Origin of the sequence: Pseudomonas hunanensis (genome assembly GCF_013393325.1) — a bacterium.
Lineage (GTDB): Bacteria > Pseudomonadota > Gammaproteobacteria > Pseudomonadales > Pseudomonadaceae > Aquipseudomonas > Aquipseudomonas putida_P.
In genome coordinates this window covers 109618-135431 of record NZ_QJRC01000095.1, presented here as the reverse complement: position 1 = coordinate 135431, position 25814 = coordinate 109618, and the positions used below count along the sequence as shown (strand labels likewise).

General features: G+C 61.8%; 24 protein-coding genes. 16 read left to right on the top strand and 8 right to left on the bottom strand.

The window, feature by feature from the left end; all coding sequences use genetic code 11:
- Positions 1–46 precede the first annotated feature (46 nt).
- The 4 genes from DM807_RS17300 to DM807_RS17285 all read right to left on the bottom strand — a co-directional run bounded on the left by DM807_RS17300 (position 47) and on the right by DM807_RS17285 (position 4715).
- Positions 47–724 (bottom strand): DUF3313 domain-containing protein, encoded by a 678-nt coding sequence (locus DM807_RS17300; RefSeq protein ID WP_012272347.1) that lies wholly within the window; start codon positions 722–724, stop codon positions 47–49.
- Positions 725–893: 169 nt separating this feature from the next.
- Positions 894–2189, bottom strand: coding sequence for an NAD(P)/FAD-dependent oxidoreductase (locus DM807_RS17295; RefSeq protein WP_012272346.1), 1296 nt, complete (start codon positions 2187–2189; stop codon positions 894–896).
- A 13-nt stretch (positions 2190–2202) separates the two neighbouring features.
- The gene (locus DM807_RS17290; protein WP_060514988.1) at positions 2203–3291 is read right to left on the bottom strand and encodes a polyamine ABC transporter substrate-binding protein; all 1089 of its coding nucleotides are present in this window, start codon (positions 3289–3291) and stop codon (positions 2203–2205) included.
- 65 nt (positions 3292–3356) lie between these two features.
- Positions 3357–4715, bottom strand: a complete 1359-nt coding sequence (locus DM807_RS17285) for a glutamine synthetase family protein (protein WP_012272344.1) — start codon at positions 4713–4715, stop codon at positions 3357–3359.
- A 183-nt stretch (positions 4716–4898) separates the two neighbouring features.
- Here DM807_RS17285 and DM807_RS17280 point away from each other — a divergent pair, with 183 nt between their 5' ends.
- Entirely contained in the window at positions 4899–5798 is a 900-nt protein-coding gene (locus DM807_RS17280) for a helix-turn-helix domain-containing protein (protein ID WP_012272343.1), read from the top strand.
- A gap of 59 nt (positions 5799–5857) precedes the next feature.
- Positions 5858–7768: a DEAD/DEAH box helicase gene (locus tag DM807_RS17275; RefSeq protein ID WP_179027600.1), complete on the top strand. Its 1911-nt coding sequence runs from the start codon at positions 5858–5860 to the stop codon at positions 7766–7768.
- A gap of 38 nt (positions 7769–7806) precedes the next feature.
- On the opposite strand, the gene DM807_RS17270 is transcribed toward DM807_RS17275, so the two are convergent.
- Positions 7807–9192, bottom strand: a complete 1386-nt coding sequence (locus DM807_RS17270; RefSeq protein WP_012272341.1) for an aldehyde dehydrogenase family protein — start codon at positions 9190–9192, stop codon at positions 7807–7809.
- A 107-nt stretch (positions 9193–9299) separates the two neighbouring features.
- Between DM807_RS17270 and ptrR the strand changes: the two genes are divergently transcribed.
- The 4 genes from ptrR (at position 9300) to DM807_RS17250 (ending at position 12265) form a co-directional block, all read left to right on the top strand.
- On the top strand, positions 9300–10169 hold the full coding sequence (gene ptrR / locus DM807_RS17265; protein WP_012272340.1) for a putrescine utilization regulator PtrR: 870 nt from the start codon (positions 9300–9302) through the stop codon (positions 10167–10169).
- Between the two features lie 133 nt (positions 10170–10302).
- On the top strand, positions 10303–10746 hold the full coding sequence (locus tag DM807_RS17260; RefSeq protein ID WP_012272339.1) for a hypothetical protein: 444 nt from the start codon (positions 10303–10305) through the stop codon (positions 10744–10746).
- A gap of 54 nt (positions 10747–10800) precedes the next feature.
- A complete protein-coding gene (locus DM807_RS17255) occupies positions 10801–11547 on the top strand; it encodes a phytanoyl-CoA dioxygenase family protein (protein ID WP_069942667.1) in 747 nt (248 codons plus the stop codon).
- Between the two features lie 196 nt (positions 11548–11743).
- Positions 11744–12265 carry an acyloxyacyl hydrolase gene (locus tag DM807_RS17250; RefSeq protein WP_012272337.1) on the top strand — a complete coding sequence of 174 codons (522 nt, stop codon included), beginning with the start codon at positions 11744–11746 and terminating at the stop codon, positions 12263–12265.
- A 71-nt stretch (positions 12266–12336) separates the two neighbouring features.
- Here DM807_RS17250 and DM807_RS17245 read toward each other — a convergent pair whose 3' ends face one another.
- The gene (locus DM807_RS17245) at positions 12337–13227 is read right to left on the bottom strand and encodes a universal stress protein (RefSeq protein ID WP_060514990.1); all 891 of its coding nucleotides are present in this window, start codon (positions 13225–13227) and stop codon (positions 12337–12339) included.
- Positions 13228–13515: 288 nt separating this feature from the next.
- Here DM807_RS17245 and mntP point away from each other — a divergent pair, with 288 nt between their 5' ends.
- From mntP to DM807_RS17230, 3 genes are all read left to right on the top strand, one after another.
- Positions 13516–14082, top strand: coding sequence for a manganese efflux pump MntP (gene mntP / locus DM807_RS17240; protein WP_012272335.1), 567 nt, complete (start codon positions 13516–13518; stop codon positions 14080–14082).
- A gap of 62 nt (positions 14083–14144) precedes the next feature.
- Positions 14145–14936: a histidinol-phosphatase gene (hisN, locus tag DM807_RS17235; protein WP_012272334.1), complete on the top strand. Its 792-nt coding sequence runs from the start codon at positions 14145–14147 to the stop codon at positions 14934–14936.
- Positions 14937–15159: 223 nt separating this feature from the next.
- On the top strand, positions 15160–15891 hold the full coding sequence (locus tag DM807_RS17230) for a hypothetical protein (protein ID WP_179027599.1): 732 nt from the start codon (positions 15160–15162) through the stop codon (positions 15889–15891).
- A 2-nt stretch (positions 15892–15893) separates the two neighbouring features.
- Here DM807_RS17230 and DM807_RS17225 read toward each other — a convergent pair whose 3' ends face one another.
- Both DM807_RS17225 and DM807_RS17220 read right to left on the bottom strand, forming a co-directional pair.
- Positions 15894–16778: an alpha/beta hydrolase gene (locus DM807_RS17225; RefSeq protein WP_012272332.1), complete on the bottom strand. Its 885-nt coding sequence runs from the start codon at positions 16776–16778 to the stop codon at positions 15894–15896.
- Between the two features lie 93 nt (positions 16779–16871).
- Positions 16872–17852: a LysR substrate-binding domain-containing protein gene (locus DM807_RS17220; protein ID WP_179027598.1), complete on the bottom strand. Its 981-nt coding sequence runs from the start codon at positions 17850–17852 to the stop codon at positions 16872–16874.
- Positions 17853–18213: 361 nt separating this feature from the next.
- On the opposite strand from DM807_RS17220, the gene DM807_RS17215 reads away from it, so the two are divergent.
- The 7 genes from DM807_RS17215 (at position 18214) to benB (ending at position 25752) form a co-directional block, all read left to right on the top strand.
- The gene (locus DM807_RS17215) at positions 18214–19374 is read left to right on the top strand and encodes a quaternary amine ABC transporter ATP-binding protein (protein ID WP_179027597.1); all 1161 of its coding nucleotides are present in this window, start codon (positions 18214–18216) and stop codon (positions 19372–19374) included.
- Between the two features lie 43 nt (positions 19375–19417).
- The gene (gene proW, locus DM807_RS17210) at positions 19418–20371 is read left to right on the top strand and encodes a glycine betaine/L-proline ABC transporter permease ProW (RefSeq protein WP_012272329.1); all 954 of its coding nucleotides are present in this window, start codon (positions 19418–19420) and stop codon (positions 20369–20371) included.
- Positions 20372–20441: 70 nt separating this feature from the next.
- Complete coding sequence (gene proX / locus DM807_RS17205; RefSeq protein WP_060493653.1) at positions 20442–21470, top strand: glycine betaine/L-proline ABC transporter substrate-binding protein ProX; 1029 nt, start codon at positions 20442–20444, stop codon at positions 21468–21470.
- Between the two features lie 78 nt (positions 21471–21548).
- Positions 21549–22604: a GlxA family transcriptional regulator gene (locus DM807_RS17200; RefSeq protein WP_012272327.1), complete on the top strand. Its 1056-nt coding sequence runs from the start codon at positions 21549–21551 to the stop codon at positions 22602–22604.
- A 223-nt stretch (positions 22605–22827) separates the two neighbouring features.
- A complete protein-coding gene (locus tag DM807_RS17195) occupies positions 22828–23784 on the top strand; it encodes an AraC family transcriptional regulator (RefSeq protein ID WP_012272326.1) in 957 nt (318 codons plus the stop codon).
- A gap of 127 nt (positions 23785–23911) precedes the next feature.
- The gene (gene benA, locus DM807_RS17190) at positions 23912–25270 is read left to right on the top strand and encodes a benzoate 1,2-dioxygenase large subunit (RefSeq protein ID WP_060493655.1); all 1359 of its coding nucleotides are present in this window, start codon (positions 23912–23914) and stop codon (positions 25268–25270) included.
- Positions 25267–25752: a benzoate 1,2-dioxygenase small subunit gene (gene benB, locus DM807_RS17185; RefSeq protein ID WP_012272324.1), complete on the top strand. Its 486-nt coding sequence runs from the start codon at positions 25267–25269 to the stop codon at positions 25750–25752. Before benA ends, benB begins: the two co-directional genes overlap by 4 nt.
- The last annotated feature ends 62 nt before the right edge of the window (positions 25753–25814 follow it).

Genomic DNA, 25814 nt, shown 5'->3' with positions numbered 1-25814 from the left:
CGTGCTCCTGCAAGCGACCGCATTGAACAACCGGGTCAAAACCGCATCAGCGAGCTTTCTGCTTCGCCGCCAGGAAGCTCGCACGCATGTCCTTGGCCCAGCCATCGAGCACTGGCTTGACATCATTCAAGGTCAGCTTCTGGGTATCGTTTTCCAGCTCCTGGCCGGTACCTTTGCGTACCACCTGGGCCAGTACCTTCTGGCTGGCACCATCGAGGAATGCTGCTTCCACGCCGACATCCACCTCCTGATCACGGCCACCCATGGCGGTGTTCACCCCCGCCGAAATCAGCGCGATAGGGATCACCTCGTACGGCTTGAGTCCCTCGTTGCTGGTAGACACCGCGGTGATTGCAGGGCGCACCACGATCACCCCGGGGCCTGGCCCCTTGGCCAAGGGCACTACGCTACCCATTTCACGGCGCAGAGCTTCATTGAAGTAGCGGGTGATCTCCTGCAAGGTCTGCTGCGAGATCACCGCTGTCGGCTGCGGCTTGGGGTAGAACTGGCTGGGCTCGATGAACACCTGGCTGTACTGGTTGACGTTGACCTTGGGGTCGATCCAGCGCATTACCGGGTCACCCGACGGGCTCTTGGCCTCCTGCAGCCGGCTGTAATCCTTGAGGAAGCCGGAGTAATCCTTGGGGTCCACGCGATTGCTGGAGCAAGCGGCCACCGCAAGCAGGGCGGCGCACAACAGGGTAATGCGAGGCAGTGATTTCATGATGAAGAGGCATCCTTGAGAGGTCGGCCTCAACAACGCTAGCAGGTGCGTGACAGTTGGCCAGTGGGTTTAATCCCAAGTGCTCGTCTTGGATCATCTGGTGCCTGGAAGACCGAGCGCCGCCCGCGCGGCGCTCGATCTCCCGGGCGCCGCAAAATCCACCCCGAACTCACCCCAGCGCTTCGCGCAACCGGTACCACAGCATGCCCAGTGCCAGCAACGGCGAGCGCAATGCCTTGCCGCCAGGGAAGGTGAGGTGCGGCACGGCGCTGAACACATCCAGGCCGTGGCTGTGACCAAGGGCGATGCTTTCTGCCAGCAGCTTCGCTGTCCAGTGCGTCACGTTCAGCCCGTGCCCGGAATAGCCCTGGGCGTAATAGACGTTGGGGTGCTGGTTCAGGCGCCCGACCTGGGGGAAACGGTTGGCGGTGATGCCGATCATGCCACCCCATTGGTAGTCGATGCGCACGTTGGCCAGTTGCGGGAATACCTTCAACACCTTGGGCCGCATGTACGCGGCAATGTCCTTGGGGTCACGCCCGGAATAGTGGCAGGCCCCGCCAAACAGCAGGCGCCGGTCGGCGGTGAGGCGGTAGTAGTCCAGGCCGACCTTCTGGTCGCACAGCGCCATGTTCTGCGGAATCAGGCTGCTGGCCAAAGCTTCGGGCAAGGGCTCGGTGGCCACTACATAGCTGCCGGCCGGCAGCACCTTGCCGCTCAGGCGCGGCTCCAGCTCGTCGAGGTGGGCGTTGCAGCCCAGCACCAGGCTGCTGGCGCGCACCTTGCCACGGGCGGTGTGCAGGGTCACGCTGGGGCCGTGCTCGATGCGCAGTACCGGGCTTTGTTCGAAGATGCGCACCCCCAGGCTGTGGGCTGCGCGGGCTTCGCCCTGGACCAGATCAAGTGGGTGCAGGTGGCCCGAGCCCATGTCCACCAAGCCGCCAGCGTACTGGTCGCTGGCAACGACCTCGTTCAGTTGCGCAGCACCGACCAGGCGGGTTTCATGGCGATAGCCCAGGGCGGCCAGGTCGTCCTGCTCATCCTTGAAGGCGGCGAACTGCGCCGCTGTGTTGGCCAGCTCGCAAAAGCCCCAGCGCAGGTCGCAGTCAATGCCATAGTGGGCGATACGGTCGGCCACCAGCTCCACCGAATCGATGCCGGCCTGCTTGAGGTAGCGCACACCGTCCTGGCCGACATGCCGGGCAAAGCCGCTGACATCATGGCCAATACCGCGAATCAGCTGGCCGCCATTGCGACCACTGGCGCCCCAGCCGATGCGCCGGCCTTCCAGCAGCACCACCGAGAGGCCGCGCTCGGCCAGCTCCAGGGCCGTATTGACCCCGGTCAGCCCGCCGCCCACCACGCACACGTCGGCTGTCAATTCGCCGTCCAGGCTAGGGTAGGGTGCCGCGTCGCGCGCCGTGGCGGCGTAGTACGAAGCGGTGTGTTGGTTGTTCAAAGGCATGGGCGTTCTCGACTCAGCGGTTGGACTTGATCTTGCTCCAGGAACGGGTCATGACGCGCATGATCTTCGGGCTCGGGGTGCTGGAGATGTACAGTTTGTCCAGCACCTCCTGGGGTGGGTAGATTTCGGGGTTGTTCACCAGCGATGCATCCATGTAGGCGTTGGCGTCCGGGTTGGCGTTGGCATAACCGACCGTGGCGCTGACCTTGGCAATCACCTTGGGGTCGAGCAGGTAGTTGATGAACGCCAGGGCTTGCTCGGGGTTGTTGGCGTCCTTGGGGATGGCCAGCAGGTCGAACCACAGGTTGCTGCCTTCCTTGGGAATGCTGTAGGCCACCTTCACGCCGTTTTTCGCCTCCACAGCGCGGTTGGCGGCCTGGAACACGTCGCCGGAGTAGCCGAACGCCACGCAGACATCACCGTTGGCCAGGTCGGAGACGTACTTGGAGGAATGGAAGTAGGTGATATAGGGGCGCAGTTCGAGTAGACGGGCCTCGGCCTTTGCATAGTCGCCCGGTTTTTCGCTGCGTGGGTCCATGCCCAGGTAGTTGAGGATGGCCGGGAACAGTTCGTCGGGCGAGTCCATGAATGCCACGCCACACTGCTTGAGCTTTTTCAGGTTTTCCGGCTCGAACAGCACCGCCCACGAATCGATATGGTCCACACCCAGGGCTGCCTTGACCTTGTCGACGTTGTAGCCAATGCCATTGGTGCCCCACAGATAGGGTACGGCGTACTGGTTGCCGGGGTCATTCTGTTCAAGCTGCTTGAGCAGCTTGGGGTCCAGGTGCTGCCAGTTCGGCAGCTTGCTGCGGTCCAGCGGCAGGAAGGCACCGGCCTGGGCCTGGCGGGCGAGGAAGTGGTTGGACGGCACCACCACGTCGTAGCCGGTGCGCCCGGCCAGCAGTTTGCCTTCCAGGGTTTCGTTGGAGTCGAACACGTCATAGACCACCTTGATTCCGCTGCTGGCCTGGAAGTCGGCCAGGGTGGTGTCACCGATGTAGTCGGTCCAGTTGTACACGCTGACCGAAGGGGTGGCGTGGGTGGTGGTGGCGAACAGCAGGGTGAATGCGGCGGGGATCAGGGCTTGCAGATGACGCATGGGGACACCTCGTTGGTCTTGTTCTTCGAGTTAGGTGCAGGGGGCTGCAAAGCCCCCATGGTGGATCAGACGCTCAGCATCAGGAATTCACGCTCCCACGAGCTGATCACACGCTTGTAGTTCTCGTGCTCGGCCCGTTTGACTGCCACGTAGCCCTGGACGAACTGCTTGCCCAGGTACTGCTGTACGGTCTCGCAGTCTTCCATGTGCTGCAGCGCGTCCTCGATGGTGATCGGCAGGCGCAGGTTGCGCCGTTCATAGGCGCGGCCCTGTACCGGCGCGCTCGGGTCGATCCGCTCCACCATGCCCAGGTAGCCGCACAGCAGGCTAGCGGCGATGGCCAGGTACGGGTTGGCATCGGCGCCTGGCAGGCGGTTTTCCACGCGCATCGCCTCGGGGCTGGACGTGGGCACGCGCAAGCCGGCGGTGCGGTTTTCTTCACCCCACTCGACGTTGACCGGCGCCGAAGTGTCCGGCAGGAAACGGCGGAACGAGTTGACGTTGGGCGCGAACATCGGCAGCAGTTTGGGGATGTACTTCTGCAGGCCACCGATGTGGTGCAGGAACAGCTGGCTCATGCTGCCGTCTTCGTTGGCGAAGACCGGTTTGCCGGTGGCGATGTCGACCACGCTCTGGTGCAGGTGCATGGCACTGCCCGGTTCGTCGGTGATCGGTTTGGCCATGAACGTGGCGGCCACGTTGTGCTTGAGTGCCGCCTCGCGCATGGTGCGCTTGAACACGGTGATCTGGTCCGCCAGGTCCAGCGCGTCGCCGTGGCGGAAGTTGATCTCCATTTGCGCCGGGCCGTCTTCGTGGATCAGCGTGTCCAGGTCCAGGCCCTGGATCTCGCACCAGTCGTAGACGTCTTCGAACAACGGGTCGAATTCGTTGGCGGCATCGATCGAGAACGACTGGCGGCCGCTTTCGGCACGACCGGAACGCCCCAGTGGCACCTGCAGTGGCAAATCCGGGTCTTCGCAGCGCTTGGTCAGGTAGAACTCCATCTCTGGTGCGACAATCGGCTGCCAGCCCTTGTCGGCGTAGAGCTTGAGGACCTTCTTCAATACGTTGCGCGGCGACAGCTCGATCGGGTTGCCTTGTTTGTCGAAGGTGTCGTGGATCACGATGGCGGTCGGCTCGATGGCCCACGGGATCTGGTACACGGCGGTCGGGTCGGGGCGGCAGACCATGTCGATGTCGGCAGCGTCGAGCAGGTTGTAGTAGATGTCATCGTCAACGTAGTCGCCGGTGACCGTCTGCAACAGCACGCTTTCAGGCAGGCGCATGCCGCGCTCGTGGAGGAACTTGGCGGTGGGCGCGATCTTGCCGCGGGCAATGCCGGTCAGGTCGCTGATCACGCATTCGACTTCGGTGATCCGGTGTTCTTTCAGCCAGGTGGACAGCTGATCGAAGGGGGCGTTCATACAGACCTCTTGGTTGGGTTTTAGTGTGGGAGCCACTTCGCTGACGAAAGTCGTTACACGGTTTCGAAGGCGCTGCGCTTCCCAGGTGACGCGCTGGAGACTATCTTGGTCGCAGCCCCCCGGGGCAATCTATCCACTTTCTCCAGTATCGAATGCACCAAAAGAGTGCATACAGGAAGATGCGTGACAATCGCCAATGCGTTGCAGGTCCAGGCTTTCCACACCACCGACGTCACCGAACAAGTGCGCGCCACCCCTGGGTGGCAGCAGCAGTACCGGCAGATGTCACCGGGGCATTTCAGCGGTGAGCTGCGTTGCCTGGGGCTCGATGGCGTGGAGGTGTACGAAGAGCGGCTCAACACCCGGGTGGAGCAGTTTTTCCGTGCGCCAACGGGTTCGCTGGCGTTCTGCTTCGACCGCAGCGAGAACAGCCTGTACCTGCTGAACGAACAAAGCCGCAATATCTGGATCACACCGGAGAACTACCAGGAGGTGGCGGTCGTGTTCGACCAGGCCTTCCTGGCCCGCCATGGGCTGGACCCGCAGCGCCTGGAAGGGTTGTTCATGGTGCCGCTGGGCAGCGGCCAGAATGCACTGTTCGGCAGTTGGCTGAGCGCAACGCTGACCCGGTTGGGCGAGGCCGATTGCCCGCTGCAGGGGCAGGCCCTGGCAGAACAACTGCTCGAAGACTGCTTGTTCATACTCGACAACGCCTGCCAGCGCTTGCAGGGCGTGGCTTTGGGGCGGCGTGACGAGGAGCGGGCGATCATGCGGCGGGTCAGCGAATGGGCGGCCGACTGCCCGGAGGAGACGCTGAACCTGGTGGAGTTGGCTGAGGTGGCCGGGGTTTCATTGCGCCAGTTGCAGCAGGCCTTCAAAGCGTTCACCGGTATGCCGCCTGCGCACTGGTTACGGTTACGCCGGCTCAATGGTGCGCGGCGTGATCTCTTGCGCGGGGGTGGGGTGACGGTGGCCGAGGTAGCAATGCGTTGGTCGTTTTGGCATTTGGGAAGGTTTTCAGAGAGTTACAGGCAACTGTTCAAGGAGTTTCCCAGCGAGACGTTGAAGCGGGGCAGGGGTTAAAACCAGCATTCCTCACTGAAAGTTGCTATCGTGCCGCCCTGTTTCCACCCGAGGTGCCGATGTTCTACCTGCCTTTGCCCAGCGACCAGGCCGACCGCCTCGCCAACGCGCCTGACAGCGACTTCTTCACTACTGCCAGCATGCTTGATGCCGCTGCGGTACTGTTTATCCAAAATCTGCCACGCCAGCCCGCCACCGCCTCGGCCGACGCGCAGGAGCGCCGTTTTGCCGAAATCGTGCGCATCGCCAACGAAGTCGAAGGCGTCGCGCCTGGGCGATTCCAAGGTCAGGTGGCGCAGCATTTCGATCATGAGGCGTTCGCCATGGGCCTGGGTATGCTCGGCGAAAATGGCATTGCGCTGCTGTCGGCCGAAGTGGCGTATCAGGCAGTCGAGCTGCTCGATGGCGAGGGCCAGTGGAACTTCCAGTTCGCCGACAGCTACCGCCAGCGTGCCACCCCGCTGCATCCGGTGCACCTGCCGTCGTTGGCCAACGACCTGATGCTCAGCGACCAGCAGAACCGTCTGCTGCGTGAGTTCCTAAGTGGCGTCGACGAATCGGTGGCCGTGCAAGGCTTCGCCGGCACCGGCAAGACCTTTCTGATTCACCAGTTCGCCCGCCTGCTGGAGCCACAGCGCACGTTGCTGCTGGCACTGACCGAAGGCCAGTTGCGCGCCCTGCAGGCGCGGGTCAAGGACGCTTCGGCGTACACCGCGCTGACCTTCGGCCAGCTGGCCGACGAGCTGCTCAACCGCGACCTCACCAGCAACGGCTGGCGCCTGCGTGACCCTTATCGCACCAAACTGTCATGGCGCCCGCAGGACGCGCAGGTGGTGCGCTGGCTGGCCATCCCCGACATAGGGCCGCTCGCTGCGCGTGATGTGGTCGCCTTGTGCATCCGCGCCGTGCGCACGTTCTGCCACAGTGCCGATACCCAGTTGCAGTTGCACCATTTGCCCTGGGCCGGGCCGGGCACCTCGCCGCTGGATCAAGAGGTGCTGCTGGAAAAGGCCCGTTTGTACTGGCAGGAGCTGATTCGTCCGTCGGCGCGGGACATCCAGCTGCCGGTGCGTGACTATCACCGGGTGAAACTGTTGTCGCTGACGGATCATGTGATTGACAGCCGCTACACCCACGTCATCGTCGATGAGGCCCATGAGCTGTCTGCACCGATGCTTGCCGTGCTCGATCGCAGCCCGCAGTCGATCATTGCCCTGGGTGACGAACTGCAGAACCTCAACGGCCTCAGCCCGCATCATGGCAGCTTCATCCGCCAGCGCTGCATCGACCATTCGCTGCGCGCCGGGCCGGCAATGGACAACGTGCTCAACCCGCTGATCCAGGCGCACCCTGCCGCGATTCAGGCGGCCTTCAGTGGCAGCGCCGAGCATTACACCCGGGTCAGTTTCTTCGATACGGTGACAGTGCCGCAGCAGCCCACGGCGCTGATCGTCGACGACGAATGGGGCCTGTTTGGCTGGTTCCAGCGCCTGACGCATCAGGGCGTGCCGTTCATCTTGCTGAAAAGCGCACGTAAGGACTTCGAACTGTTCGTCGAGGACTGTATCGAGCTGTACCGCTACGGCACTCGGGCGCGCCATCCAATGCTGTTCCGTTATCCCAGCTGGCAGGCGTTGGAGCAGGACAAGGGTGACGACAAAGCGTTTCTCGCGGTGGCCAGCATGCTGCGCAAGGGCTATACACCGGAGCACTTCGCCAAGGCCAAGAGCCGTTACCGCTGGGACAAGGCGCCGAAATTGTTCCTGGGCCGGGTGCGGGATGTGAAGAACATGGAGTTTGCCCGGGTGATGGTGTCGCCAGAGCTGATGGTCGCGCCCCAGGTGGCCGGGAACCGCAATGAGCGGGCGCGGATGCTGGCGGGTTTGTATACCGCCTGTTCACGGGCGCGGCATGAATTGATCGTGCCGGGAGGGATGCTGGACTGGGTCAAGGACCAGGTTCGGGATTGAAGCAGTTGGGGCCGCGAAGCAGCCCCAATGCCTTTGAATCAGTTACGGTCCAGCCACACGGTCTGGGCATTGGTGAACTCACGCACACCAAAGTGCGACAGTTCACGGCCGAAACCGCTCTTCTTCACGCCACCAAACGCCACACGGGGGTCGGAGGCGCAGTAGCCGTTGATGAACACGCCACCGGTATCCAGCGCGGCGGTCATGCGCTCGGCCAACCCATAGTCGGCGGTGTAGATGGTCGATGCCAGGCCAAACTCGCTGTCGTTGGCCAGTTCCACCGCATGGTCGGCATCGCGTGCGGTGATGATCGCCGCCACCGGGCCGAACAGCTCCTGCTTGAATGCGGTCATGTCCGGGGTAACGTTGGCGAACACCGTGGGGGCGTAGAAGTTGGCCACGCCTTCGACCTTGTTGCCGCCCAGCAGCAGGGTGGCGCCTTCGGCCAGCGTCGCCTGGACCTGGCCATCCAACTCGTCGCGCAAGTCATAGCGGGCCATCGGGCCGATGTAGGTGTCGTCTTCAAGCGGATTGCCGACTTTCAGCTGGCGCGTGGCTTCTACGAACTTTTGCGTGAATTGCTCGACAATGCTTGCTTCCACGATCAGGCGCTTGGCGGCAGCACAGACCTGGCCGGTATTCTGGTAGCGGCCGATCACCGCAGCCTTGACGGCAGCATCCAGGTCGGCGTCAGCCAGCACGATGAACGGGTCGGAACCCCCCAGCTCCAGCACGCACTTCTTCAGTGCTGCGCCGGCCTGGGCGCCAATCGCCATGCCGGCACGAACGCTGCCGGTCAGGGTCACAGCGGCGATACGCGGGTCGTTGATGGCGCGGGTGACGCCATCCGGGGTCACGTTCAGCACTTCGAACACGCCCTCCGGCAGGCCGGCGTCCTTGAACAGCTCACCCATAAGGTAAGCGCTGCCCATCACGTTCGGGGCGTGCTTGAGCACGTAGGTGTTGCCCGCCAGAATCGCCGGCACGGCGCCGCGCAGTACCTGCCAAACCGGGAAATTCCACGGCATCACCGCCAGGATGGGGCCGAGTGGGCGGTATTCGATACGGGCTTTTTCCACCTGGGTTGGCTCGGCGGCAAGCATGGCTGGGCCGTGTTCGGCGTACCAGCGGCACAGGCCTACGCATTTGCTGACTTCACCGCGTGCCTGGGCAATCGGCTTGCCGATTTCGCGGCTGATCATTTGCGCGAAGGCTTCGGCCTTGGTTTCGAGGGTGCTGGCCAGGGCGAGCAAGTACTCGCTGCGCTGACCCAGCGACACCTGGCGCCACTGGCGGTAGCCAACCTTGGCACGTTGCAGCGCCGCTTCCAGTGCGGCGTCGGTGTCGAATGGGTAGGCGCCGATCTGCTCGCCGCTGTACGGGTCGAGGGAGATGGCGTGGGTCAGGCTGCTGATCGCGCTCATGGCGGGACACTCTCGTTGTTGTTAATCAATGACGCCAGACTAGTGGGCTATGGCTTTAATGAAAACTGAATAATAATGAGCGAAACATTCACGTTTGGAGAAAGGCTGTGGACCTGGTGCAACTGGAGATCTTCAAAGCCGTGGCAGAGCAGGGCAGCATCAGCGCTGCCGCGCAGCACATCCATCGGGTGCCGTCGAACCTGACCACGCGCATCAAGCAGCTGGAAGAAGACCTGGGCGTGGAGCTGTTCATTCGCGAGAAGAGCCGCCTGCGCCTGTCGCCTGCAGGCTGGAACTTCCTCGAATACACGCGCCGCATTCTGGACCTCGTACACGAGGCGCGGCTGACCGTAGCAGGTGAAGACCCACAGGGCACCTTTGCTCTGGGCTCGCTGGAAAGTACCGCAGCGGTGCGTATTCCGGCCTTGCTGGCGGCGTACAACCAACGCTACCCCAAGGTTGACCTGGACCTGTCCACCGGGCCTTCCGGGACCATGCTCGAAGGCGTGTTGTCTGGCCGCTTGGTGGCCGCGTTCGTCGACGGCCCGGTGCTGCACCCGACGCTGGAGGGCATACCGGTCTTTGAGGAAGAGATGATGGTGATCGCCCCGTTGAACCATGCACCCGTAACCCGCGCCCAGGACGTAAACGGCGAAAGCATCTACGCCTTCCGTGCCAACTGTTCGTACCGTCATCATTTCGAAAGCTGGTTCGTGCAGGACCAGGCAGTGCCGGGCAAGATCCACGAGATGGAGTCCTACCACGGCATGCTGGCCTGCGTCAGCGCCGGTGCCGGCCTGGCCATGATGCCACGCAGCATGCTCGACAACATGCCCGGGTGCAGCACCGTCAGCGCCTGGCCGATGTCGGAGGACTTCCGCTACCTGAAAACCTGGCTGGTATGGCGCCGAGGCACAGTATCGCGCAGTTTGAGCATGTTCGTGAAACTACTAGAGGAAGGGCGCACAACCAATTGATAAACAGCTAAATTTACGTTTATTTGATAGCTTAGTGCCGAATATCACGATGACGACCATGCATCAGGACGAACACCACCCCCCTGAGAGGATCAGATAATAGGTAAGCCATCCTCTAAAGGAGGGTCGTACCATGCGTAACCATCACTATGCACTCGGCGCCGCGTTGCTGTTAACCCTGGCCTTGCCATGGACCCTGGCTGCCGCCGCCGATCTCAATGCCCCCATCGACATGCAGGCCGTGCAGTTGCAACCGCAGGAACAGAACGGCGTGCATTACTTGCAAGGCGGTATCGGCCAGGATGAGGCCAATGCGCTGCGCAAGACATCTGGTTATGACCTGCATGTGGAGCTTTCCACTGGCCCGGAAGGCAAATTCCAGAGCGGGGCTTCAGTCGATATCCAGAACGCAAAAGGCCAGCCTGTACTGAGCATCACGGATGCCGGGCCGCTGCTGTATGTGCAGTTGCCTCCTGGCAAGTACAAGATCATGGGCAACGCCCAGGGTGAGACGGTGCAGCAATTGGTGACCGTGAATGGCAAAGCCCCCACAACCGTGAACCTGAACTGGCGTTGATGGATAAACGGGCGGGAGTACAAATGTGCTCCCGTCATGGCGGAGCACATCGTCATGAACCTGGACCTTCAGCTGGAGATGTTGGACGAGCGGGGCTATGTGCTGCTCCCCGGTGTGCTCGAACCCCTGCGCATCGCCTTGTTGCGCTGCGCCATCGATGACCTGCAGCCGATTCACTGGGACTACCAGGGGCTGCTGGAACACTACAAGTGTGTGTTCAACCGCAACCCGTTGTGGTTGCCCTTTCTCGACCTGCCGCCTGTGATAGCCCTGGCTGAAGCGGCGCTGGGCGCTGATTGCCATCTGATCGGGCAAACTGCCTGGCGCAGCCATCCGGGTTACCCGGGCATGGCCTTGCACCTGGATTATCTGCCCATGCAATTGCCTGATTGGCTAAGCGCGCAAGGCGACTTCACCCAACCCGCACAAATCCTCACTGCGCAGCTGTACCTCAGCGACATCGACCACGGCATCGGCCCGACCTGCATCGTACCCGGCAGCCACCGCGCGGCGCGGCCACCCCAGGCGGGGGAAGATCACTGGCAGGGGCGTGAAGCACAGGCCGTGTTGTGCAAGGCGGGCGATGCACTGGTGTTTCGCAGCGACGTCTGGCACAGCGCCGGGCCCAATTGCAGCCAGGCTCGCGAGCGCGACATGCTGCAGGTGCACTATGGCCGGCGCATGGTCGCGCAGAAGTTCTCGCCGTACTTGAACTGGCGCTTCAACCCGCAGGTGCTGGAGGAAGCCACGCCTCGGCAAAGGCGTTTGCTGGGTGAGCATGAAGAGGCGGAATACGACTGAAGTGCTGTGCACGGCAAGGCACATCTTAAGCAAGCGATTTAGCCAATAGTGGCAATACACTTTCAACTTTCTGATTATCTGGACAATAATCAAAAAACTATTACTTCGTGTGACCGGTCTGGATGCGCCGGTCCACCCTAAAAGATCGAGGGGCCTAAGCCCCCGCTTGCCGTGTAGACCATCAGGAGAGTCGTTGATGAAAACCCGTCTCGCAGCTTCGCTGGCCGCTGCAGTGCTGGCCTTTGCAGGGGCCAACCTGGCCCAGGCCGCGCAGGTATCCGGTGCCGTGGGCGCCACTAGCCAAGGCGACATGACCTACCGTATCGGCCTGTCGTTCGACTGGGACAAGAAATGGCTGGAAAGCAGTACCGGTTACGTGACCGGTTACTGGGATGCCGCCTACACCTATTGGGAGGGCGGTGACGCCAGTGGCGCACACTCGCTGTCATTCAGCCCGGTGTTCACGTACGAGTTCAGCGGTTTCACCTACACACCGTACATCGAGGCTGGTATTGGCCTGGCGGCGTTTTCCAAGACCGACGTGGGCGACCAGCGTCTGGGCTCGTCGGTCAACTTCGAAGACCGCATCGGTTTTGGTCTGAAGTTGCCGGGCGAGCAAAAAGTCGGGATCCGCGCGATGCACTACTCCAACGCTGGGCTCAAGCAGCCTAACGACGGGATCGAGTCGTACTCGCTGTTCTACAGCAAGGGTTTCTGACACAAGATAGGAGCAGCCTTGCGCTGCTCCTATTCATTCCCGCGAAGAGATCGGTTCAGGCTTACCCACATTCAGCGCACGGCCTTGATCGCCAGCACGTTACACAGCGGATGCTCCAGCACATGCGCCGTGGTCCCACCCAGGAACGTCTGCATCGCGTCATGCCGGTGGCTGCCCATCACGATCACATCGGCCCTGCTGTGGCCGACGAACTGAGCAATGGCCTTGATCGCTGCGCCCTCCAGGAAATGCCTGCGTTCCAGCGGGATCTGATGATGGTCGCCCAGGCGGTTGAACGCTGCTCGCTGCGCAGTGCGCACGCTGCCCTCGAAGCCGGGCATGGTCACCGTGCCAGCACCGAAGTCGGCAATGTGGGTCTTGGCCGCGTCGCACACATGCAACAGGTGCAGCTCGGCGTTGCATTGCAGGGCCAGGGCGTGCGCGCAGTGGATTACCTGCTCGTCCAGGTGCTCGCCTGCGCCATGGCTGTTCAGGTCCACCGCGGCGGCGACTTGCCGGGGCAGGGGCAGGCGGATGTCGCTGACCAGGTGCACGGCGACCGGGCTGTCCTTGAGCAACTGCCAGTCCAGTGGCGTGACCAGCAGGCGTTTGAGCACCGGTTCGTGCTGTACGTCCTTGACCAGCAGGTCGCAGCCCAGCCGTTCGACCCGCTCCAGCACGCAGCCTAGTGGGTCGCGGGTCAACAACAGCTCGGTGGACACGTCGAGGCCGGCGTTGCCCAGTTGCTCGGCCTCGTCCGCCAGCCATTGGCGGTTGTCGCTGAGCAGCCGCTCACGCTCGCGACCATCGCTCATCAAGCCAAAGGTGTCGACGTCGTCGACGATCACATTGATATCCAGCAGAGCACCACTGGATTCCGCCAGCGCCGCTGCGCGTTGCAGCGCTGGCGTGTGGCGCATTTGCGGGCCGAGCATGACGAACAGACGCTTGAACTGGCTCATCTCACACCTCCACGTGTGGCAGCCCCCCGGTCACCTGGTTCTGTTCAGTCTAGTCCTGTGTGGCCGGTAAAGCCGTTCACGCTTTTTTCACCTGGGGCTGTTATCATCGCCGCACTCTTTGGGGAGTAGCCTGCCTTCGCACCCAAGCGAAGGCGCACCGGTCAACATATTTGGCAACCTGCCATGGCCTGTGCATCCAGCTGGATTGGCGAGACCAACGACCTTTCTGTAGCCAAGCCGGGCCTGCAGGGAGCTGTCGTTGACTCGTAGCCCGGCGGAGCCTGATCGTTGAATCCCATTTCCCTCGTTTTCCTTGCCTTCGCCATGTCCACGGATGCCTTCGCGGCTGCCATCGGCAAAGGTTCCAGCCTGCATAAACCCCGTTTGGCCGAAGCCCTGCGCACCGGCCTGATCTTTGGTGTCATCGAGGCCATAACCCCAGTCATTGGCTGGCTGCTGGGCCAGGCGGCCAGCCAGTACGTGGAGCAATGGGACCACTGGATTGCCTTCTTCCTGCTGCTATTGCTGGGCGCGCACATGGTGCATGCCGGCCTGAAGCCGGATGAGGAAGAGGAAGAAAAGCAAAGCCAGCACTCATTCTGGATTTTGGCGGTGACGGCGGTGGCGACCAGTATCGATGCCCTGGCGGTGGGCATTGGCCTGGCGTTCGTCGATGTGAACATCTGGGTGGCGGCTGCGGCGATCGGCCTGGCGACCATGACCATGGTCACCCTCGGCACCATGCTGGGGCGGGCCCTGGGTTCGGTGGTAGGCAAGCGTGCCGAGATCATCGGCGGCATCGTGCTGATGCTGGTGGGCGCGACCATCCTGTATGAGCACCTGACGGCTGTTTGAGTGCGGCTGGCACGGCGTGTCGGGTATGATGCTGGCCCCATCATTGTCACGAGGCCTGCCCCATGTCCCTGAGCGCTGAACAGATCGGCGAATTCCGTACCTTCGCCGAGCGGTTGGCCGATGCTGCCGCTGTGGCGATCAAGCCGTACTTTCGCGCCAGCCTGGAGGTCGAGGACAAGGGCGGGCGCCTGTACGACCCGGTGACGGTTGCCGACAAGGCCGCCGAGGACGCCATGCGCGAGTTGATCCAGGCGCGTTACCCCGAGCATGGCATCCTTGGCGAAGAAGCCGGGGTGGCCGTCGGCAGCAGCCCGCTGACCTGGGTGCTCGACCCGATCGATGGCACCCGCGCCTTCATCACCGGCCTGCCGCTGTGGGGCACGCTGATTGCCCTTAACGACGGCACGCGCCCGGTGGTTGGGGTGATGAACCAGCCGTTCACCGGCGAGCGCTTTGTCGGCACCCCCGAAGGCGCCTGGCGCAGTGGCACGCCCTTGCAGACCCGTGCCTGTGCCGACCTGGCTTCGGCCACGCTGATGTGCACCACGCCAGACATGTTCGACACCGCCGAGCGCAAGGCCGCGTTCGAGGCCGTTGCCGGCAAGGCGCGGCTGATGCGTTATGGTGGCGACTGCTACGCGTACTGCATGCTGGCTTCGGGCTTTGTCGACGTGATCGTCGAGGCCAGCCTGCAGCCGTATGACGTACAGGCGCTGATGCCGATCATCGAAGGGGCGGGGGGGGTCATTACGGCCTGGGATGGCAGCTCGGCGCAGAACGGTGGTTGCGTCGTAGCCTGTGGTGACCCGGCGCTGCATGCGCAGGTGGTGGAGATGTTGCGTCACGCCATGTGATGGGTGTGTCTCCTATACGGGCCTTTTCGCGGGTAAACCCGCTCCCACAAGTGGGGCACAGTTTTCAAAACTAGTGCTGAACCTGTGGAAGCGGGTTTACCCGCGAAGAGCCCTTACAGGATACTGCTTTCCTGATCACCGCACTTTTTCCAATTTCCGGGCTCTATGCTTGGCCAGGCTGCTCTGATCCCCAGAGCAGCCGCCGTATATTGACCCGGTGCCGATGGTTGCAAGACACCCCAAATTCTTCCCCCGCCTGCTGCTGGCCGGCGCCCTTGCGAGCCTTTGTGCCTGCACGCAGGAACAGGGCCGCGATATGGTCAGCCAGTTCGGCAATGGCAAACCCAGCGAGCTGTTCCAGACCAGCGTCGACCGCCTGGCCACGTTGTCGATGCGCGACAATTTGCAAAGCCTGTACCTGCTGATGAACAAGCTGTACCTGCGCAACCCCAACCAGTGGAAGATGTCGGGCTACGTCGACGCCGCCACTGCCGAGCGCCAGATCCGCATCGCCATCGAGCAGCGCCGGCCGCTGCCGCAACTGGGCAACCGCCGCGACCTGGCGGCATTGAGCTACGCCCTTAGCCCCGAGTTTCGCGGCGACCGCGTCGGCGCCTTCATCTACGCCATCGGCAGCATGCTGATCACCGCGCACGGCGGGCGTACCGAGTTCTACATGACCGACACCATCGACCCGCTGTTCATCAACAACGCTGCGCGCAATATCGAAAAGGCGACGTGGATGCTCAGCCAGCGACAGGACGCCAATGGGGTGCTGCTGTTGTTCTCCAACGAAATCTCGGAGGAGGGCAGCAACCTGAGTTTTGCCGTGGAGTTCGGCAAGATCGTCGCGCGGCTGGATTTGCTGGCCGAGCTGCTGGATGAGCGGTATCGGCGGATTGGCTTGAATTATGCGCAGAGCCTGTTGCTGATGAACTTTCTGCCGGTGCAGTAACTTCAGAGCAGCGCTTGTATGGCGCGTTTATAGCGCTGCCCGGCCAGGCTCATGCTGTTGTTATGGGTTGCCCCGGGCACCAGCAGCAATGTCTTGGGCTGGTGGGCTGCTTCATATAATTGCTGGCTGAAACGCGCTGGCACGAATCGGTCATCCAGGCCGTGTACCAGCAGCACAGGCAGGCCAACCCCCTTGATCTTGTCCAGCGAGTCGAACTTTTGCGACATCAACCAGCGCACTGGCAAGGAGGTATTGGCCACTGCCGCCGCGACATCGCCCAGTGAAGTGAAGGTCGACTCCAGGATTAACCCGCGTGCCGGCACACTGGCACCGTTGTTCTGTGATTCGCGTGTCAGCTCACTGGCCAGTTCCACCGCCACCGCGCCCCCCAAAGAATGGCCGAAGATCAGGCGTTTGCCGGCATCTGGCTGCAGCTGGGCGAAGCGCTCCCAGGCAATGCGTGCATCTTCGTAGACCGTGGCCTCGGAAGGTAGGTCGCCACGGCTTCGGCCAAAGCCACGATAATCCACGGCCAACACCGAATAACCCATGGCATGCAGCTGTTCTATGCGGAACAACTGGCCGGTAAGGTTCCAGCGCACGCCGTGTAGGTAAAGGATGGCCGGCGCGTTGGCGCGTTTGGCCGGCCACCACCAGGCGTGCAGGCTCTGGTTATCGCTGAAGCTGTGCGGGCGCAGGTCGAGTTCCTGCACGCCGCTGGGCAGCCCGCGAAACCAACTGGCTTGGCCAGGCTCGATGCGGAACACCAGCTCGCGCTCCTTGTACTGCAGCACGGCGCAGCTGGTGGGCAGGCCGATGACCAGCAGAATGGCGCACACCCAGGGGAGCCAGCGGCGGCGCAGGTGGGTGACGAAGAGAGTAGGCATGTGGGCTTTCTAGCAGAAGCACTGTGCTGGGTGTCGAAAAAGTGACGGGATGGCAGGTTGGTTTGGTTGCAAGCTGTTTCCGAAAGCGCAGGGTTACCGATTACCCAACGACTCCAACAACGGCTGAAACTCGTCCAGCAACCAGTCCCGCAAGCACAGGCAGCTGGCCTCATGCTCCTTGTCTTCATTGAATGCCAGGAAGTGAAAGGTGTCCTTGAGCACCAGTTCTTCTGCCACTGGCCTTACCAGCATCCCCTGTGCCACCAGCGACTCGACCAAGTGATGCCAGCCCAACGCCACGCCCTGGCCGCCAAGGGCCAGTTGCACCAACAGGTTGTAGTCGTTGGCATTGAAGAAATGCGGTGCGGTACTGGCGCGGCTTTTCAGGTCGACGTCATGGAAGGCCAGCCACACATTCCAGTCCACATGTTCGGCGACTTGCGAGCGGCCATAGGGGCTGAGGTTCAGCAAGGTACCATCGCGCAACCCTTTAAGGGTTCCTACCTCCGGGTGCTGCGCCAAATACTGCGGCGTGCACACTGGGTAGATCACGTCATGGTTGAGCGGGTGCGAGCTATAGCCTGCCTGCACCTTGCCCAACTTGGTGATGTAGATGTCCGGGCGCACCCCGGGCTCCATCGACAGAAAGTTCTGGGTGGTTACCAGGTTGATGTCGATGTCCGGGTGCTCGGCGAAGAACTTCGGCATGCGCGGCCCCATCCACAAGGCGGCAAAGGCCGGTGAACAGCACAGGGTGACTACCTGCTTGGTATTGGTGTTGCTGCGGATACGCTCGGCCGCCTGGGAGATGTTGACGAACGATAACTGCACCGCATCGAAGAAGATCGAACCGGCCACGGTCAACTCCACCGCACGGCCCACACGGGTGAACAACTCGGCGCCCAGGTAGGTCTCCAGCTCGCGGATTTGCCGGCTGACTGCAGCCTGGGTGACGCACAGCGCCTCGGCGGCACGGGTGAAGTTCTGGTACTTGGCGGCGGCGATGAAGACTTTGACCGCACGCAGCGAGGGCATCTTGATCAGCGTCTGATCGGGTTCGGAGTGTCTGACCATGGGTAGGGGGGAGGTCCTTCATCTAGCCAATCACGCCACTCTAGCCTGTTCCTCGCCAACAGGTAAATGTGCGGGCGGCTCTACCTACGGCCTCAGCGCCCGACTGATAACTTCAGGTAATGGTTAGCGCCATGCAAATGTCGTTGGACCCCCTCTGGCGCAAGGCCTAACGTTAACGCCACGGCGCGACATTCGAGACATCGATGTCGGATAACTTTTTGAAGCAGGACATTCTGCGTGCCGGTTTTGACTCACGTTCGAATTTGAACGGACTGCCAAGCGTACTCGCACTGATCGCTACCCGCCTTATTGAAAGTGCGATGTTGATTGATTGGTTAATAAGCATAATAAAGAGGGTCGTATGAGCCATGCCGATGAGATTCTTTCGGTAAACAACATCTTCAAGGTGTTCGGTCCCAACCCGAACATGGCCATGGAGATGCTCCGCAAGGGCGCCGACAAGAACGAAATCTTCAGCAAGACCGGCCACGTTGTCGGCGTGTTCGATGCAAGCTTTTCCGTCAAGCGTGGCGAGATTTTCGTCATCATGGGCCTCTCGGGCTCGGGCAAGTCGACCATGGTGCGGCTGTTCAACCGCCTGATCGAACCCACTTCCGGCAGCATTCACCTCAACGGCAAGGAAATTACCGGTCTTTCAGACAAAGCCTTGCTGGATGTGCGCCGCAAGGAAATGGGCATGGTGTTTCAGTCCTTCGCGTTGATGCCGCATATGAGCGTGCTTGAGAACACCGCCTTCGGCCTGGAAATTGCCGGTGTACCGGAAGCCGAACGCCACAGCCGCGCCCGTGAAGCCTTGAGCCAGGTTGGCTTGGCCGGTCACGAGAACAGTTACCCGCACCAGTTGTCTGGTGGCATGCAGCAGCGTGTGGGCCTGGCCCGGGCGTTAGCCAACGACCCGGCGATCTTACTGATGGACGAGGCGTTTTCCGCACTCGACCCGCTGATCCGCAGCGAGATGCAGGGCGAACTGATCCGCCTGCAGGCTGAGCAACAACGCACCATCATCTTCATTTCCCATGACATCGAAGAAGCCATCCGCATCGGCCATCGCATTGCGATCATGGAAGGTGGCCGCGTGGTCCAGATCGGCACCCCACAAGACCTGATCAACCAGCCGGCCAACGACTACGTGCGTACTTTCTTCAAGAGCTTCGACAGCTCGCGGGTGCTCAAGGCCGGCGATGTGGCCAGGTTCGACCCGGCCGTGGTGTGCAAGGTCAATGGCAAGGCGCCGAGCTTCCAGGCCGGCGTGCCGTTTGGCTACCTGGTCGACGAGCGCGGGCAGTTGCTGGGCGTGGTCGACACCGACGTCAACGGCGCCACTGCCAGTGACCGCTACAGCCTGCACGAACAGCGCCCGGTGTACACCGACACGCCGCTGCACGAAGTCCTCGGGATTGCTGCCGACCTGCCGTACCCGGTGCCGGTGCTCGACCGTCAGGGCGCCTTCAAGGGCACGCTGTCGAAGAACGAGCTGCTGCAGACCCTGAGCCGCAACTAATCCAAGAAGCGCCCGTAGCGTTTATTAGAACAGGTAAGCCCTCATGTCCGAATTCAGCCTGCTTGACCCGTTCCAGGCGGCCACCATCCCCTTGGGCGACTGGGTCACCGCGACCCTGAACTTTCTGGTGCACAACTTCCGCGAGGTGTTCCGCGCCATTCGCTGGCCAATCGACCAGGTGCTCAATGGCATCGAGTTCACCCTGCAGAGCATCCCGCCCACCATCGGCATCCTCCTTTCGTCATTGCTGGGCTGGCAGCTGGCAGGCAAGCGCATGGCGGTACTGTGCTTCATCACCCTGACCTTGCTCGGCCTGATCGGTGTGTGGTCGGAGTCGATGACCACCCTGGCCCTGGTACTGACGTCGGTGTTCTTCTGCGCGGTCATCGGCATTCCGTTGGGTATCGTCTGCGCCCGCAGCAACCGCCTGGAAAGCATTATCCGCCCGCTGCTCGATGCCATGCAGACCCTGCCGGCGTTCGTTTACTTGGTCCCGGTGGTGATGCTGTTCGGCATCGGTAATGTACCTGGCGTGCTGGTGACCATCGTGTTCGCCCTGCCGCCGCTGGTGCGCCTGACCAACCTGGGTATTCGCCAGGTGCCGGAAGACAAGATCGAAGCCGCCCGCGCTTTCGGCTGCACCCCACGGCAGATGTTGACCCGCGTGCAACTGCCGCTGGCCACTTCGACCATCATGGCTGGCCTCAACCAGACCCTGATGCTGTCGCTGTCGATGGTGGTCATCGCCTCGATGATTTCGGTCGGTGGCCTGGGCCAGATGGTACTGCGCGGCATCGGCCGGCTGGACATGGGCCTGGCCACGGTCGGTGGCGTGGGGCTGGTGCTGCTGGCGATCTTCCTCGACCGCCTGACCCAGGCCATGGGCGCCCGCACCAGTGCCGACCCGAGCCTGCGCTGGTACCACACTGGCCCCGCAGGCGTGGTGATGCGCCTGTGTGGCGCAGCGCCCGTGAAAGGGCGGCGCAAGACCGCCTGAGCACAGCAAGACACTTGATACGTTCGATCTGCCGCACTTGAAGATAAAAATCAGAAGAAGGTAAGCGACGATGCACGAATCCAAATTCACCCGCAGCATCCTCAAATGTGCCACGGCATTGACCCTGGTGGCCGCTGCGCTGGGCGCAAACGCTTCGGCGGACAAACCGGGTGATGGCGTGAAGGTAACGCCGATTTTCCCCTCGATCGCCGAAGAGCGTTTCCGCGGTGAAGTGGCCATGGAAGGCCTGCGCGAGCTGGGCTACAACGTGCAGGAACCCAAGGAGACCGAATACGGCGTGATGATGGTGGCCTTGGCCAACGGCGATGCCGACTTCACCGTGCACCTGTGGGAAAAACTGCACGACAAGTTCTACCAGCAGGCTGGCGGCGACGATGTGATGGTCAAGACCGGCAACATTCTGCCGGGTGTCGCCCAGGGCTACTTGATCGACAAGAAAACCGCCGACCAGTACAACATCAAGTACATCACCGACCTGAAAAAGCCGGAAATCGCCAAACTGTTCGACACCGACGGCGACGGCAAGGCCGACATGACCGGTTGCAATCCGGGCTGGGGTTGCGAGCTGGTGATTTCCCACCACATGAAGGCCTACGACCTGGACAAGAGTGTCAACGTCAACCAAGGCTCGTACTTTGCGCTGATGGCCGACACCATCGCCCGTTACAAGGAAGGCAAGCCGATCCTGTATTTCACCTGGGTGCCGCAGTGGATCGCCAGCGTGCTGGTCGAAGGCAAGGATGTGGTCTGGCTGGAAGTGCCGAAGACCGACCTGCCTGATGGCAAGAACGACGTCGACACCACCTACCACGGCAAAAACCTGGGCTTTGCCATCGACAAGGTGGTGGCCGTGCTGAACAAGGACTTTGCCGAAAAGAACCCGGCGGCGCTGAAGTTCCTGTCGCTGGTGCAGATCAACACCGACGACGAGAGCAACCAGAACCTGAAGATGCAGCAGGGCGAGAAGAAGCCCAAAGACATCGAGCGCCATGCCAAGCAGTGGGTTGCCGCCCACCGCCAGCAGTTCGATCAGTGGCTGCAAGCCTCACGCGACGCAGCGGCCCAGGCCGGCAAGTAACCTGTTCCAGCACTGCTGGCTTCTTCGCGGGCAAGCCCGCGTGGAAGCCAATGCAACTCCCGCAGTTGAGTTAAAGCCATGAGCCACTTCGAAAGCATCCTCAAAAGCACCAACCTGGCCCACCTGGCCCCGGCCATCCGCACTTCGCTTTCAATGCCGTGCCAGCGCGTGGCCTTCGTCCTGCGCGAGCACTTTTCGATGATGGCCTTCACAGCTGCGATGGACAGCCTGGTCACCGCCAACCTGATGAGCGCCACGCCGTTGTTCCAGGTTCAGGTGGTGGGTGAGGGCGCCCAGGTGATGAGCGACCTGGGCATCGCCTTGCCGGTCAACACTCAGCTCGCTGACCTGGATGTGCACGGCCTTGACTGCCTGCTGGTGTGTGGTGGCTTTCGCGTGCGCCTGGAAGCCGCGCCGCAACTGCGTGCCAAGTTGCGCCAAGCCGACCAGTACGGCTGCCAACTGGGCGGGCTGTGGAACGGCGCTTACTTCCTGGCCGAGGCTGGCTTGCTCAATGATCACGACTGCGCCTTCCACCCCGATGGCCGAGCGATGATGAACGAGCTGTTCCCCAAAGTACGTATCAGCCGCCAGGCCCATGTGCTGGACCGGCGACATATGAGCTGCGCCGGTGCCAGCAGTGCCTTGGACATGATGTTGGCAATGCTTGAACAGTGCGGTGGCGTACCCTTGCGCCGGGCCGTGGAGCAGATGCTGGCCTGTGACCGTGCGCGGGTCTTGAGCGACGCACCTGCCAGCGCCCCGGAAATCGACCCCAGCCTGCCCAAGGGGGTGCGCCTGGCCCTGGAATTGATGCATGCCAATATCGAAGACCCCATTGGCATCGACGAAATCGCCGAACATGCCGGCTTGTCTCGCCGGCACTTGGAGCGGCTGTTCCGCCGCCATGTGCAGGCCACACCACCGCGTTACTATCTGGAGCTGCGCCTGACCCATGCGCGCCAACTGTTGCAACACACCAGCAAGTCATTGACCGAGGTGGCAGTGGCCAGCGGGTTCATCAGCTTCCCGCATTTCTATCGGCGGTTTCGTGAGTTGTTTGCCGTTGCTCCGCGCCAATATCGTGCCCGTAGCCAGGGGTGGGCAGGGCGGCAGGAAGAAACTGTTCGATAAACGAACACAGGCTGCACCTGGCCTGTCCGTTATCCGCCCATCCAATCCCATCGCCGCATTGCCCAACCCCCGCCTTTTTGCTGTAGTGTGCCCATCCACCGGTTGTCGCCTGCCCCCGCGACCCGCAACCGGCCCGATAGAATGACCGTGACGACCGCAACCACAGCCCACAAGGCAGTAGGACGCGGCGACCAGAACAATAACGATACCGAGTGCCTTGCCTATGGAAAGCCGCCTGCTGAGCGAACGCAGTAGCGTGTTTCACCACGCCGACCCTTATGCTGTGTCCGATTATGTGAACCAGCATGTGGGCCAGCATTGCATCGGTCTGTCGCGTACCACCCACCCTCAGGCCAGCCTCAGCCACCGCAAGTTCGCCGAACTCGACTTGTGTCGTATCAGCTACGGTGGCAGCGTGCGCGTTACCTCGCCAGCACTGGAAACCATTTACCACCTGCAAGTGCTGCTCAACGGCAATTGCCTGTGGCGCGGGCACAAGCGCGAACAGCACCTGATTCCAGGGGAGCTGCTGCTGATCAACCCGGACGACCCAGTTGATCTGACTTACTCAGAAGACTGCGAGAAGTTCATCCTCAAGGTGCCGACCCGCTTGCTGGACTCGATCTGCGATGAACAGCGCTGGCATCGGCCAGAAGGCGGCGTGCGGTTCTTGCGCAACCATTATCGGTTGGATGAACTGGACGGGTTCGTGAACCTGCTGGCGATGGTTTGCCATGAAGCGGAAGTGAGCGATTCGCTACCCAGGGTGCAGGGCCATTACAGCCAGATTGTCGCCAGCAAGCTGCTGACCCTGATGAGCACCAATATCCGCCGCGAAAGCCTGGGATCGCCTGGCGTAAGCCTTGATCGGATCATCGAATATATCGATCGCAACCTCAAACTTGAGCTGCCAGCCGAGGCGCTGGCAGAGCAGGCGTGCATGAGCCTGCGGTCGTTGTATGCGTTGTTCGACCGGCATCTTGGTACTACGCCCAAGCAATATGTGCGTCAGCGCAAGCTGGAGCAGGTGCGTGCCTGTCTGGGAGATGCCAGTTGTGCAGTGCGTAGCGTGACTGAACTGGCCTTGGATTATGGCTTCCTGCACCTGGGGCGCTTTTCCGAAGTGTATCGGCACCAGTTTGGTGAATTGCCTTCGGAAACTTTCCGTAACCGGCGCTGAACTTCGCCACCCCCTTCGCGTGCAAGCCTGCACAAAACGGATACTACTGCGCACAAACCGGATACTCCCGCCTAATACCAGCGCCCAAACTGACCAGGTCTAAACAATAACAATGGAGACCCTGGCCATGTCCCTGGGATTCGACTACCTCAATGCCATGCTCGAGGACGACCGTGAAAAGGGCATCTACCGCTGCAAGCGCGAGATGTTTACCGACCCACGCCTGTTCGACCTGGAGATGAAACACATCTTCGAGGGCAACTGGATCTATCTGGCCCATGAAAGCCAGATCCCCGAAAAGAACGACTTCCTCAGCCTGACCATGGGGCGCCAGCCGATTTTCATCGCGCGCAACAAGGACGGTGAGCTCAATGCCTTCCTCAATGCCTGCAGCCACCGTGGCGCCATGCTGTGCCGGCACAAGCGCGGTAACCGCTCCAGCTACACCTGCCCATTCCACGGCTGGACGTTCAACAACAGCGGCAAGCTGCTGAAGGTGAAAGACCCGAGCAATGCCGGCTACCCCGACAGCTTCAACTGCGACGGCTCCCACGACCTGACCAAGGTGGCGCGCTTCGAGTCGTACCGGGGCTTTCTGTTCGGCAGCCTGAACGCCGATGTAAAACCGCTGGTGGAACACCTGGGCGAGTCGGCCAAGATCATCGACATGATCGTCGATCAGTCGCCGGAGGGTCTGGAAGTGCTGCGCGGTGCCAGCTCGTACATCTACGAAGGCAACTGGAAGCTCACCGCCGAAAACGGCGCCGACGGCTACCACGTCAGCTCCGTGCACTGGAACTACGCCGCTACCCAGAACCAGCGCAAGCAGCGCGAAGCGGGTGACGAGATCAAGACCATGAGCGCCGGTTCCTGGGCCAAGCAGGGCGGCGGCTTCTACTCCTTCGACCACGGCCACCTGCTGCTGTGGACCCGCTGGGCCAACCCCGAAGACCGCCCGGCCTACGAGCGCCGCGACCAGCTGGCCGCCGACTTCGGCCAGGCCCGCGCCGACTGGATGATCGAAAACTCGCGCAACCTGTGCCTGTACCCCAACGTTTACCTGATGGACCAGTTCAGCTCGCAGATCCGCGTTGCCCGGCCGATTTCGGTGAACAAGACCGAAATCACCATCTATTGCATCGCGCCGAAAGGCGAGAGTGCCGATGCCCGTGCCAAGCGCATCCGCCAGTACGAAGACTTCTTCAATGTCAGCGGCATGGCCACCCCGGACGACCTGGAAGAGTTCCGCTCGTGCCAGACCGGCTACGGCGGCGGCACCGGTTGGAACGATATGTCCCGCGGTGCTAAACATTGGGTCGAAGGCGCTGATGAGGCCGCCAAGGAAATCGAACTCGAACCGCTATTGTCCGGCGTGCGCACCGAGGACGAAGGCCTGTTCGTGCTGCAGCACAAGTACTGGCAGGACACCATGATCCAGGCCCTCAAGGACGAACAGCAACTGATCCCCGTGGAGGCCGTGCAATGAGCCTGTATGAAACCGTGCGCGACTTTCTCTACCGCGAAGCGCGCTACCTGGACGACGCCCAGTGGGACCAGTGGCTGGAGCTGTACGCCAGCGACGCCACCTTCTGGATGCCCAGCTGGGATGATGACGATACCCTGACCGAAGACCCACAGAGCGAAATCTCGCTGATCTGGTACGGCAACCGGGGTGGCCTGGAAGACCGGGTGTTCCGCATCAAGACCGAACGCTCCAGCGCGACCGTGCCCGACACCCGCACCTCGCACAACATCAGCAACATCGAGATCGTCGAACAGGGCGAGGGCAGCTGCCAGGTGCGTTTCAACTGGCACACCCTGAGCTTCCGCTACAAGACCACTGACAGTTATTTCGGCACCAGTTTCTACACCCTCGACCTGCGCGGCGAACAGCCGCTGATCAAGGCCAAGAAGGTGGTGCTGAAAAACGACTACGTGCGTCAGGTCATCGACATCTACCACATCTGACACAAGGTTTTGCGAGCACTGCCCGGTGCGTCCTGCGACGCGCCGTGGGCCGGCTCGCCCGC